We start from the raw sequence: 12,135 nt of genomic DNA on the forward strand, positions 1-12,135 counted from the left end.
CTTAAGAGCAGGAACAAGGAACGGCAGGATTAAAGAGAAGGAAAAGACATTAAAGGACTTTAGACAAAGAAAAAAAAGAAGCGAATTAATTTTCGCTTCTTTTTACTTAATAATTATTATTCAGTTGAAACTGAAGGGTCAGCTTGATCTTTTTTAGGTTTAATTTGGAAGAAGTTTTGTTCTATATTTGCTAATAAAGTTTGAACAAATTTTGCTTCATCTTGTTGATTGTGCTGTGTTAATAGTGATTTGTATTTCTCTAGTAGGTCAGTTACATCGTTCTTTCCTGTTTCATCAATCGGAATAATGCTTACACTTGCACCTTTGGCCATTCTGTTTTTGTATGCTTCTTTCGTAAGACCCAGTTCTGGAGCGTTTCGAACATATATGACTCCACCAGTCATTCCAGCACACATCCATGGACCTGGGTCTCCAAGTACGATAGCTCGACCGCCAGTCATATATTCAAATGCAAATCCATTGATATTTGCATTTGGTCCAAGTTTTGTTTTCTGTGCAACTGGTTGTTTTGATAGATTTCGACCGCCTATTACTACATCTGCTCCTGATAGTCGAATACCAGCGCGTGAGTCAGCATTACCTTGGATGAAAAATTGTCCTTTTTGTGCACCGTATGCAAAGCATTTTCCAACTGAACCTCCGAAATATTTTCCGTTCGCACCTCTAGCCTTACTAATAAAAATAGTTCCTCCGAAAGCGGTTTTCGCAACTCCATCTTGTGCTCCACCTTGAACGTAAACAGTATAATCTTCAACTGTATAAGTTCCTAAACCATTTCCAGGAATAGATTGGTCTTCAAAGCTTATTTCAACAGGGGATGCAACCTTGTTCGCTTGTTTTTTCACTATTAAGTCATGAATCAACAAGCTTCCTGCGTGACGATATTCATTATCAACTTTGGCATAAACGCCAATATCACTACTTTGGAGTACTTTAGTTGATTCGCCATCTGAAAGTACATACTCTTTAGTCTCAATTTTATCTCTCGATAGTAAATGACTTAAATTTATAACATCTAAAAATCTTGTTTGTTTTAAGAATTCAGTTTTACCGACTAAATCTTGAGCATTTTTAACGCCTAATGATCCAACAATTTCTTGTAATTCCATTTTAAAGGCAGTAAAGAATTGAACTAAATTTGTGACTGCAGTTTCAAGCTGTCTAGGTGTGAATTTACGCAATCCGTGACGAACAGCTTCTACTTCTGATTCAATTTGAGTTGCTATCCCAACGTGACACGTATCTAAATGACAACCTCGACATGTAGTACAACCGATTGCAATCATTGATAACGTTCCAAATCCAATTCGATTTGCTCCTAGTATCATCATTTTTACTACGTCATTTACACTTTTCATTCCGCCATCTGCCCAAATTTCTACAGAGTTACGTAATCCAGATTCTAAAAGTGCATTATGAGCTGCACGAACACCTATTTCAACTGGTAGACCTACATTTTGAATTGCGTGAACACGTGCGGCACCAGTACCTCCGTCGAATCCACTAATATTAATATAATTCGCACCTGCTTTGGCGATTCCTACAGCAATTGTACCGATATTTGGAACGACTGGGACTTTAACGGCTACTTTTGCATTTGGATTGACTGCTTTAATTTCACTAATCATTTGAGCTAAATCTTCAATTGAATAAATATCATGGTTATTTGAAGGTGAAATTAAGTCTGAGCCAAGTGTAGCATTTCTTGTTTCAGCAATTTTTTTTGTAACCTTAGATGCAGGTAAGTGACCACCTTCACCAGGTTTTGCACCTTGACCGATTTTAATTTCAATCAAATTAGAAGAGTGGAGTAAGTTGGCGTTTACACCGAATCGACCAGACGCAACCTGTTGTCCACGTGTGTTTAGATATTTCCCAATCATATCTTGGATTTCTCCACCTTCACCATTTAAACTAATCATATTTAGACGATTAGCCCCTTCAGCATATGCTCTAAAAGCAACTTCATTTTGTGATCCGAAAGACATTGAGCTAATAATAAACGGTAATGAATGATTTCCAATTTCTAGTGAAACTTGTGTTGAATCAATAGGTAAACTACTTTCCACTAAAGAAAGGGCATGTCGCACTGCTGTTGGGCGCTCTTCTTCAATTTGATTTAATTTTTGACGATATGTTTCATAATTTCCAGTTTGGGCAGTTTCACCAATTGCTTTCCAAATTCGAGGGAAAACATGGAATGATTTTGGCATTGCCGAGTTATTCGCAATGTAATCTTCACTTCGTTTTTTCGCATCAGCTTCTAATAATTTAAATCCTGAAACTTCTTTGTCACCAAAGAAATTTATGATTCCTAATGCAGACGCAACATCTTCGTGTAACCCAATACTACTAAACATTTTTGCGTATCCACGTAATTCATGCATACCGATTGTTGATATAACTTTTTCAATCCCTTTATTTAAAACATCATATAAACTTACAATTTTTTCTGGTGCTTCTAATTCCGAAACTGTACCAAAAAGGAAATAAGGATTAATTGCATCAGCTCCTAACCCTTTCATGATCATTAAATCATGAAGATTACGAACTGCTGCTGTTTTTAAAAGAATCGAACAGTTTCTTCTTAATTTCGCACTTACAAGTCCGTTATGAATGGTAGCAGTAATAAGTGCTGGGTCAATCCAATATTGATTATTTTTATGGGCATTTTCATCTGTAATAATGATACATTCTGCACCATTTTGAACTGCTTCAATTACCTCAAATTTATATTGTGATAATGTTTCTTCTAAAGGTAGATTCGAAAATGTACTATGAATTGTTAAAAGCTTATTTTCTAATTGATACAAATTTTCTACTTCTTCATACGTAAATTGTTTTCTAGTTGATTTTAATGTTTTACCTACAAAACCGTCACCAACTATTGGAGATGGAAGTTCTAGAACAATCCCAGATTTCTGGTTATTGAGGGATGGTCTTTTACCTAAAACAATAGAGGTAGAGAAATGCTCTGTTTCTCGATCTCTATCAATTGCAGGGTTAGTCACAACTGCAACTGTTTCTTTCATGTAATCAGAAAGGTTTTTTCTAGCTTCATCTAAACAAGCGAGTGGAGCATCATGTCCTAATGAACGGATAGGCTCAGCACCTTTTTCGGCCATTTGTTCAACTAGTTGTATTTGCTCTTTCTGCCACCCAAACGCACCATATTCAAATGGATTGATTGAAGGTGGAGAGTGTTCGACAACATCATTTGAATTGAAGATTGAATGTTTATTTGCGAGATTAATAGATAATTTTTCATCTAATTTAGTCGTAACAAAATGCGTTATTTCTCGGTGAGATAATAGTTGAACACCGTCTTTTAATAAATTAATACCGATTTTTTCACCTGGAGAAAGTGCGTGTGGTTCAGATATGAATAAATCTGGTGATATGATCCCTTGTTCAGAAGAGAAAACAAAATAATCATTTGTTTCGAGTAGCCAAACTGGGCGTAAGCCTAAAGCATCTAGACTTGCAACAAACTCATTTCCTTCTCTAGTTAGAACTCCAGCCGGACCTTGACAGTATGGACCAAATGCACTTCTTATTGTTTGATAAATTGACGCTATTTCCCGATCTGTTTCGAATTCTGCAGGTACAGGTGGAAATAATAATTCCATCGCTTCTTTTAATGAATAACCATGTTTATGGATTAGCGTCTCAAGTGTAATGTTTACATCTTGTGAATCACTATTACCAGTTTTGATGTTTGCACCAATTTGTTTTGCTTCTATTCTTAATTGTTCAATTGTATTAATTTCACCATTATGTGCTAAGATGCTAAATGGCTGAACTCTAGAAAATGATGAAGATGTATTTGTTGAATAACGATTATGACCAACTACAACCGCTGATTGAAAATTAGGGTGTTTTAAATCGGAATAGTATGACAATAAAGTGTCGATTGTCCCCATTACTTTATAAACACAAGTGGATTGACTGAGAGAGATAACTGTTACATTTGTTTGTTCATGAATTAGATTTGTTAAATCAAAAATTGAAGTGTTTTGACGATTTTTAATAGGAAGTAATGCCACTTGCAAGAATCCAGGTTCTACTGCTTGAGCGATTGGACCAAGTGCTGAAGAATTAGTTTGATGACAACTATGGTATAGCGTTTCATATCCATTTTCTTCAAATAATTGGAGTAAATCTTGTATTTGATTTTGTGATTCTTGATCTATAAAGAAATGACCTACGGTAAATGAAGGGTGAGAGACTATTTCTGGACTTATACCTACACTTGCAAGTTTTTCTTGCCAAAGTAAGCTTGGAATATCAGTTTGTATACCAACACCATCGCCTTCTCCGTTTGTAAATCCAGCTCGGTGGTTCATTTTTCTAAGACTTTCAGCAGCGATATCAACTGTTTCTCTTGTTTGAGTTAAAGAACGATTGATAAATGCAACAATTCCACATGCGTCATGTTCGTGGTTGGAATAATCTTTAAATAAACTTGGTGACCAATCTGTTTTTACTTGTTTTTTCATTTAACTACCTCCTGATTAAAATAGATAATTTTGATTATTCAGAATTAGATATGTATAAATAGAGGCCACTTCAATTAGTGACCTCGCATATATCATTGTTTAATCGTAGCTAATTTTTGGAATGCATTTCCAACTGCTGTAATTGTTTGGATAACATCTTGCTCTGTATGAGCGGTTGTTAAAAACCAAGCTTCATATTTTGAAGGTGCTAAATTGATTCCTTCTTCTAATAAGAGTTTGAAAAATCTCCCGAAAACTTCTCCATCAGATTGTTTCGCTTCTTCATAGTTCGTTACTTCATCTACATTGAAATAGACAGTTAATGCACCTTTTAATCGGTTAATTTTTATATGGATGTTGTGTTCATTTGCTTTTTCTTGGATACCTTCCTCAAGAAGTGCACCTAAACGATCTAACTCTTCATAAACACCATCTTGTTTTAATACTTCTAGACATGCAATCCCAGCAGCAATTGATGCCGGATTTCCTGCCATTGTTCCCGCTTGATAAGCAGGTCCTAGAGGAGCAACTGTTTCCATAATTTCTCTTTTACCGCCATATGCACCAATTGGTAGACCGCCTCCAATAATTTTACCTAAGGCTGTTAAATCAGGTTCGATCCCTAATAAATTTTGTGCTCCACCGTACATAAATCGGAAGGCAGTAATAACCTCATCGTAAATCACTAAAGCGCCGTGCTCATGAGTAATTTCATTTACAGCTTCTAGGAAGCCTTCTTTTGGTTCTACAATGCCGAAGTTTCCAACGATTGGTTCAACTAGAACGCCTGCTACTTCATTTCCCCATTTTTCCATTGTCTCAGCATATGCTTCAATATCATTAAACGGAACGGTAATAACTTCGTTGGCGATGCTTTGAGGAACTCCAGCAGAATCAGGAGTACCAAGTGTAGATGGACCTGAGCCAGCAGCTACAAGTACTAAATCTGAATGTCCGTGGTAACAACCCGCAAATTTAACGATTTTTGTACGACCAGTGTAAGCTCTTGCTACACGGATCGTTGTCATTACAGACTCTGTACCTGAATTTGTAAATCTTACTTTATCCATACTAGGGATAGCTTCTTTTAGCATTTTTGCAAATTTTACTTCAAGCTCATGAGGAGCACCGTATAATACACCGTTTTCAGCTGCCTTTGTAATAGCTGCTGTAATATGTGGGTGAGCGTGACCTGTAATAATTGGACCATATGCTGCTAAGTAATCAATGTATTGATTACCATCAACATCCCAAAAGTATGCGCCTTTTGCTCGTTTCATTGTGACAGGAGCCCCGCCGCCTACTGCTTTAAACGATCTTGAAGGACTGTTAACTCCGCCTACTATATGTTCTAAAGCTTCATTATGTATTTCAATTGATTTTTGATTATTCATGGAGTACCTCCCATTAATATTTAAAAATGAAAGAAATTAACCGACATCTTTACATTATTTATGTGTTTAAATTACATTCTAGCACGAAATTTTAGAGTGTGGTAAATGTAAGCCTTTACAAGTTGAAAAGAAATTTGAACATTTTGTAGAATCTATATTTTTCATATAACCCGACCGAAAAAATTGGAAAATACTTTTCAGTACTTTTTTATTGTACTTAGTCCCTATTTCAAATAAACTAAGCGACGGAATAAAAAATGGAGGCAGTTTTATGGAAAACATAATTGAAGTACAAAATTTACACAAAGAATTTAAAACTTTCTTAAGTCGCTCTGGTGTAAAAGGTGCATTTAGAGACTTATTTACAAGAAACTATAAAACAAAAACAGCTGTTAATCATATAAGTTTTTCAGTTAAAAAGGGAGAGATGATGGCCTACATCGGTGAGAATGGGGCAGGTAAGTCAACGACAATTAAAATGTTGACAGGGATTTTAACTCCTACTTCAGGAGAAGTAACAGTTAATGGATTCCACCCTCAAAAAGAACGTGAGAGATTTGTAAAATCAATTGGCGTTGTTTTTGGCCAAAGATCTCAATTATGGTGGGATATTGCTGTACAAGAATCATTTCGTTTACTTAAAAAAGTTTATCAAATTCCGGATAAGCAATATGAAGAGCATATGGGCTATATTATTAAAACTTTAGATATCGAACCATTATTAGATCAACCAGTTAGAAAATTATCTTTAGGCCAAAGAATGAGATGTGAATTAGCAGCTGCACTAATCCATAATCCACCTTTATTATTTTTAGATGAGCCAACAATAGGGTTAGATGTATTAGTAAAATTGAAAATTCGTGAGTTCTTAAAAGAATTAAATCAAAAATACGGTACGACGATTTTGTTAACGACTCATGATATTTCAGATATTGAAGCTTTATGTGATCGAGTTGTTATGTTAGATGAAGGGAAAATTATCTATGATGGCAAACTTGAACAATTAAAAGGTCAGTGGGGAGAAGAGAAGGAAATTCAATTCCAATTTATTAAACCTGTAAATCAGAACGAATTAAATGAATTAATCGGACGAACTGATGTGAAGTGGAAGGAAGAAGAAGGAGAAAATGTTTGGAATGTAACATTACCAAATGATGAAACGCTAATATCAATGATAATTGCAAAAGTAGTTCAATCAAATCCTGTAAAAGATATGAAGATGTTAGAAATATCGACTGAGGAAATTATTCGTAACATCTATCAAGAGGGTATAAGTAATGAGTAAGTATCTTGAAATTATTCGTATCCGTTTTTTAATGATGTTAGCTTATCGTACTAATTATTATACAGGGATTATCATTTATACGATTAATATAGGGGCGTATTTCTTCTTATGGAAAGCAATTTATGGACATCAAGGCTCGATTCAAGGTGTTTCAGTAAACCAAATGACGACTTATGTTGCGATTGCTTGGATGGCAAGAGCCTTTTATTTTAATAATCTTGATCGTGAAATAGCAGAAGAAATTGTAGAAGGTAAGGTAGCGATTGAGCTTATTAGACCATACAATTATTTGCTTACAAAAGTGATGCAAGGTTTGGGAGAAGGGATATTTAGATTCTTTTTCTTTTCAATCCCAGGATTTATATTAGTAGCTCTAATTTTCCGATTAGATATTTCTTTTAACCTTACTACTTTAGGTTTGTTTTTAATTGCTTCAGTTTTCAGTTTTGCAATTAATACTCAATTAAATTTATTAACTGGATTAATGGCATTTTTTCTTCAAAATAATATGGGATTTATACAAGCAAAGCGTGTTATTATTGATCTATTTTCTGGATTGACAATTCCGATAACCTTTTTCCCTGTATGGGCACAAGATGTTATGAAGTACTTACCTTTTCAAGGGATTAGTTATATACCGAGTATGATTTTTGCAAAAGGCATTAAGGGAGAAATGATTTTAAACGGACTACTTTTTCAAATTATTTGGATTGTCATTTTATGTATCCCTATTACGCTTATTTGGTATAAAGCTAAAAAGCATCTTGTTATACAAGGAGGTTAATGAATGTTTTATATTAATATTTTTCTTCAGTATTCAGGTCAGTATTTAAAAACTAAATTTCATTATAGAGCAAATTTCTTTTTGTCATTTTTATCTGATCTAATGGCTCAAGCCGTTAATTTAATCTTTATTTTATTAGTTTTTAATCACACTTCACTTATAAAAGGATGGAGTAGAGATGAAATTGTATTTATTTATGGTTTCTTTTTAGTTCCTTTTGCTTTATTTGGATCATTTTTTAATATATGGGACTTTAATGATCGTTATATTGTAAAAGGTGAGTTTGATCGGATTTTAACTCGTCCAATCCATAGCCTTTTTCAAGTAGTATTAGAAAAAATGGAGTTAGAATCATTGCTTGGAGCGATAACTGGCTTGTTCATTATGATTTATGCAGGTGCTAAATTAGGTTTAACGTTAACTTGGTATGACCCAATTTTATTTTTATTAATGGCTGTAGGTGGAATGCTTGTTTATGCCGGAATCTTTATTTCGTTAGCTAGTATAGGATTTTGGTCAGATGCAAGAACGTCTATCATGCCACTAATGTATAATATAGGGAATTATGGACGCTATCCAATTAATATATATCACCCAATCATTCGGTTTGTATTAACATGGATTTTACCTTTTGCTTTTGTTGGTGTTTATCCAGCGGCATATTTTTTACGTAGAAGTGAATGGTATGTATATTCATTTTTTACACCTGTTATGGGGTTAATTGTGTTTGTATTATCTGTTTTAATTTGGAATCAAGGGGTAAAAAAATATAAAGGTGCAGGGAATTAAGCATGTATTCTATTTCAATAGCTTGTTTCATAAATTGAAATGAGGTGATTGAAATGGGAACTGCTTTTTTCTTTTTTATTGCTATATTTGCGATACTCTATAGTTTAGTGTATTTATGGACTTCCTCTACGACAAAGGTAAGTAAGGGACTTATTTCAATTAATAATTACATTATTTTGTTTTTAATATATGGAACGGTGCTGATTGGATTCAGTGCAGTATATTTTATTTTGGAACATGGTCCACGACCAATATTAATTGAGCATACTATGCCTATCGAAGGAACAAATTACCATATAATGGGGTTATGCCTTTATTTTAGTGCAATTACATTATTATCAGTAGGATATGGTGATATTGTGCCAGTTGGTATAGGTAGATGGGTAGCTATGATTGAGGCACTTATTGGCTATACGATGCCAGCCGCATTTGTTTTACAAGTTTTTAAAGAAGAACGGTAAAAAATGCTTGCTAAAATGATTGTACTTTGTCTACAAACTGATTAAAGTAAAACGTAAATATTTATAATGAAGGAGATATAGTATGACAGTCGAAATTGGAGTTAAAGCACCAGATTTTACATTGCCCGCAAATAATGGGGAAGATGTATCGTTATCGGATTTTAAAGGGAAAAAAGTAGTTATATATTTTTATCCAAAGGATATGACACCTGGATGTACTACAGAGGCTTGTGATTTTAGAGATTCATACGAAAGGTTTGTGAATAGTGGAACGGTTATTTTAGGAATTAGCCCAGATCCAATAAAAAGTCATAAAAAATTTATAGAAAAATATGATTTACCATTCTTATTACTATCTGATGAAACGACAGAAGTTGCAAAGTTGTATGATGTTTGGAAGTTAAAAAAGAATTTTGGTAAGGAATATATGGGAATAGAGCGTACAACATTTTTAATTGATGAAGAAGGTTGTATCGAAAAAGTATGGCAAAAAGTGCGAGTGAAGAATCACGTTGAAGATGTATTTAGTGTAATTAGTCAATAGTTTAAAGTGTACATACTTATTATTTGAATGAGGCGCTTAATACTGTTATTTAACTAAATAAATTTAGCATAGAGTAATCTTTTATCTAAATAATCGAGCTTTTCGTCTATACCTATAAAGTATTTAGGAATATATTGAAGTATAGGGCATACCTCCTCAGATGATAGCATATTTAAGTGCGAGAGATTTCTCGCACTATTTTTTTGTTTAAAAGTATATTAAATGAATTAGCTAATTTTTTTAAGAAATTCTCAAAAAGTTGACAAATATTCTTACGGTTGAATAAACTAATAATAAGTAAGTAATTTTGGAACTAATTTTTTAGAAACGGGGAGAGCGGCGTTGCATAAAGAAAATATTCAAGATGCAATTTTACATTTAAAGAATAGCGGCGTACGTATTACACCTCAGAGGCATGCAATTATAGAATATTTAATAGATAGTGGAACACATCCAACTGCTGATGAAATCTATAAAGCACTTGAGGGAAAATTTCCAAATATGAGTGTGGCAACAGTTTACAATAATCTCAGAGTATTACGTGAAGTAGGAATGGTTAAAGAATTAAACTTCGGTGATTCTTCTAGTCGTTTTGATTTTATAACAACTGATCATTATCATATCATTTGTGAAAAATGCGGTGAAATGAATGATTTTCATTATGATGGATTAGAAGGAATTAATCTTTATGTTGAGAAGGAAACGGGATTTGAAGTGACCAACCATAGAATGGAAGTATACGGTATTTGTCCTAAATGTAAAGAAAAAAATCTATCATAAAAAGCACATTACTAATTGTAATGTGCTTTTTTTGTTATTGCTTAGCGTTACGTTTGCTATTATATTTCTCATCAAATTCTTTACCTTCTAATGAAGGATCTAATGTAAGTGGTTCGTTACAATACATGCAAATATCTACTTTTCCAAGCATTTTTGTTGTCTTATTACAATTAGGACAAACTACCTGAACAGTCTTAGTAGAAAGCATTCCAATCCAGAAGTAAACAACGGTACTACCAATAATTGCTAAAAATCCTACAAGCATAAATAGTGTCATAACAATTTTATGCTCTCTGAAAAAAACACCACCGTACATAATAATGAAGCCAATAAATAATAATGAAAGTGCAAACGTTCTTATATTGTTAATTTTACTACTTTTCTTTTTTGCCATTTTTGTCCACCCCATTCATTGTAAATATAGCATAAAAAGAATGGGAAATGTTAGTGCTAACAAATAAATCGATTCAAACTTTAGCTATGAGTTAATTTTTTACTTTCTTTATTAATATATCGTTTTATAAATGAGGTTAATCTTTGAAAAAGCTAATTAATTAAGAAGAGTTACAATTCAGTTGAGCTTTTCTTATTCGGTTATTCTTCGAGATTAACAAAACAGAACGAATGATTAAATTCACTCAAAATGATCAGAAGCAGGAAAAAACAGTACTGAAATGATCTGTTGTGTTTTGAATACAATTTGAAACTGTCATTTTTAAAATAAGACTAGAGGGTTCTGTATAATACACTGCAGCTTAATTTTTACTCGATGAAATGGGGTTTCATTTTCATATGAGTATAGTGCCTAAAAATTAATAAAGTTTCTTGTTAAGGAACAACAGGAACCATTAATAAAACTTTTTCAAAAAAAGTTGTAAAAAGTGTTGACCATATCTTTTAAGGATGATATATTATTCTATGTCGCCGAGAGATAACGGCTTCGAAAAAAGATTTAAACGAAATGTTGACAAGCTTTTACAAGAATGTTAATATTAAAAAGTCGCTTCTGAGCGATAAACAAGTGAACTTTGAAAACTAAACAAAACATGAAGTAAACGTCAATTATTAGTTTTTTGAGCAATACAAGATTTAAACTTAACTTTTATGGAGAGTTTGATCCTGGCTCAGGACGAACGCTGGCGGCGTGCCTAATACATGCAAGTCGAGCGGACTAATTGGAGCTTGCTCCAATTAGTTAGCGGCGGACGGGTGAGTAACACGTGGGCAACCTACCTATAAGACTGGGATAACTTCGGGAAACCGGAGCTAATACCGGATGACATAAAGGAACTCCTGTTCCTTTATTGAAAGATGGCTTCGGCTATCACTTATAGATGGGCCCGCGGCGCATTAGCTAGTTGGTGAGGTAACGGCTCACCAAGGCGACGATGCGTAGCCGACCTGAGAGGGTGATCGGCCACACTGGGACTGAGACACGGCCCAGACTCCTACGGGAGGCAGCAGTAGGGAATCTTCCGCAATGGACGAAAGTCTGACGGAGCAACGCCGCGTGAGCGATGAAGGCCTTCGGGTCGTAAAGCTCTGTTGTTAGGGAAGAACAAGTGCTAGTTGAATAAG

Annotated in this window: 8 protein-coding genes, 1 rRNA gene and 2 pseudogenes; 8 read left to right on the forward strand and 3 right to left on the reverse strand. The window is 34.1% G+C overall.

The window, feature by feature from the left end:
• Positions 1 to 116: 116 nt before the first annotated feature.
• Complete coding sequence (locus tag B7R67_RS21165) at positions 117 to 4,520, reverse strand: glutamate synthase-related protein (RefSeq protein ID WP_088072980.1); 4,404 nt, start codon at positions 4,518 to 4,520, stop codon at positions 117 to 119.
• A 92-nt stretch (positions 4,521 to 4,612) separates the two neighbouring features.
• Complete coding sequence (locus B7R67_RS21170) at positions 4,613 to 5,914, reverse strand: glutamate-1-semialdehyde 2,1-aminomutase (RefSeq protein WP_088072981.1); 1,302 nt, start codon at positions 5,912 to 5,914, stop codon at positions 4,613 to 4,615.
• A 271-nt stretch (positions 5,915 to 6,185) separates the two neighbouring features.
• On the opposite strand from B7R67_RS21170, the pseudogene B7R67_RS21175 reads away from it, so the two are divergent.
• The 7 genes and pseudogenes from B7R67_RS21175 to B7R67_RS21200 form a co-directional block, all read left to right on the forward strand.
• Positions 6,186 to 6,975: pseudogene (locus B7R67_RS21175) on the forward strand (ABC transporter ATP-binding protein); the annotation flags it as partial.
• 86 nt (positions 6,976 to 7,061) lie between these two features.
• Positions 7,062 to 7,199 (forward strand): annotated as a pseudogene (locus B7R67_RS22870) (daunorubicin ABC transporter ATP-binding protein); the annotation flags it as partial.
• On the forward strand, positions 7,192 to 7,983 hold the full coding sequence (locus B7R67_RS21180) for an ABC transporter permease (RefSeq protein WP_088072983.1): 792 nt from the start codon (positions 7,192 to 7,194) through the stop codon (positions 7,981 to 7,983). The pseudogene B7R67_RS22870 and the gene B7R67_RS21180, both read left to right, overlap by 8 nt.
• A 3-nt stretch (positions 7,984 to 7,986) precedes the next feature.
• Positions 7,987 to 8,772, forward strand: a complete 786-nt coding sequence (locus tag B7R67_RS21185; protein WP_088072984.1) for an ABC transporter permease — start codon at positions 7,987 to 7,989, stop codon at positions 8,770 to 8,772.
• A gap of 53 nt (positions 8,773 to 8,825) precedes the next feature.
• Entirely contained in the window at positions 8,826 to 9,233 is a 408-nt protein-coding gene (locus B7R67_RS21190; protein ID WP_088072985.1) for a potassium channel family protein, read from the forward strand.
• A gap of 82 nt (positions 9,234 to 9,315) precedes the next feature.
• Positions 9,316 to 9,777 carry a thioredoxin-dependent thiol peroxidase gene (gene bcp, locus B7R67_RS21195; RefSeq protein WP_088072986.1) on the forward strand — a complete coding sequence of 154 codons (462 nt, stop codon included), beginning with the start codon at positions 9,316 to 9,318 and terminating at the stop codon, positions 9,775 to 9,777.
• Between the two features lie 342 nt (positions 9,778 to 10,119).
• The gene (locus B7R67_RS21200) at positions 10,120 to 10,557 is read left to right on the forward strand and encodes a Fur family transcriptional regulator (protein ID WP_088072987.1); all 438 of its coding nucleotides are present in this window, start codon (positions 10,120 to 10,122) and stop codon (positions 10,555 to 10,557) included.
• A gap of 34 nt (positions 10,558 to 10,591) precedes the next feature.
• Here the strand turns inward: B7R67_RS21200 and B7R67_RS21205 are convergent, their stop codons facing one another.
• On the reverse strand, positions 10,592 to 10,951 hold the full coding sequence (locus B7R67_RS21205; RefSeq protein WP_088072988.1) for a YgzB family protein: 360 nt from the start codon (positions 10,949 to 10,951) through the stop codon (positions 10,592 to 10,594).
• A gap of 707 nt (positions 10,952 to 11,658) precedes the next feature.
• Between B7R67_RS21205 and B7R67_RS21210 the strand changes: the two genes are divergently transcribed.
• Positions 11,659 to 12,135: ribosomal RNA gene (locus B7R67_RS21210) — 16S ribosomal RNA — on the forward strand; the annotation flags it as partial.

It is taken from the genome of Gottfriedia luciferensis (assembly GCF_002156865.1).
GTDB classification, from domain to species: Bacteria; Bacillota; Bacilli; order Bacillales; family Bacillaceae_G; genus Gottfriedia; species Gottfriedia luciferensis.

Coding starts and splice junctions, on each gene's coding strand:
- bcp (WP_088072986.1), top strand. CDS start 9,316: ATGACAGTCGAAATTGGAGTTAAAGCACCAGATTTTACATTGCCCGCA.
- B7R67_RS21190 (WP_088072985.1), top strand. CDS start 8,826: ATGGGAACTGCTTTTTTCTTTTTTATTGCTATATTTGCGATACTCTAT.
- B7R67_RS21180 (WP_088072983.1), top strand. CDS start 7,192: ATGAGTAAGTATCTTGAAATTATTCGTATCCGTTTTTTAATGATGTTA.
- B7R67_RS21185 (WP_088072984.1), top strand. CDS start 7,987: ATGTTTTATATTAATATTTTTCTTCAGTATTCAGGTCAGTATTTAAAA.
- B7R67_RS21205 (WP_088072988.1), bottom strand. CDS start 10,951: ATGGCAAAAAAGAAAAGTAGTAAAATTAACAATATAAGAACGTTTGCA.
- B7R67_RS21165 (WP_088072980.1), bottom strand. CDS start 4,520: ATGAAAAAACAAGTAAAAACAGATTGGTCACCAAGTTTATTTAAAGAT.
- B7R67_RS21170 (WP_088072981.1), bottom strand. CDS start 5,914: ATGAATAATCAAAAATCAATTGAAATACATAATGAAGCTTTAGAACAT.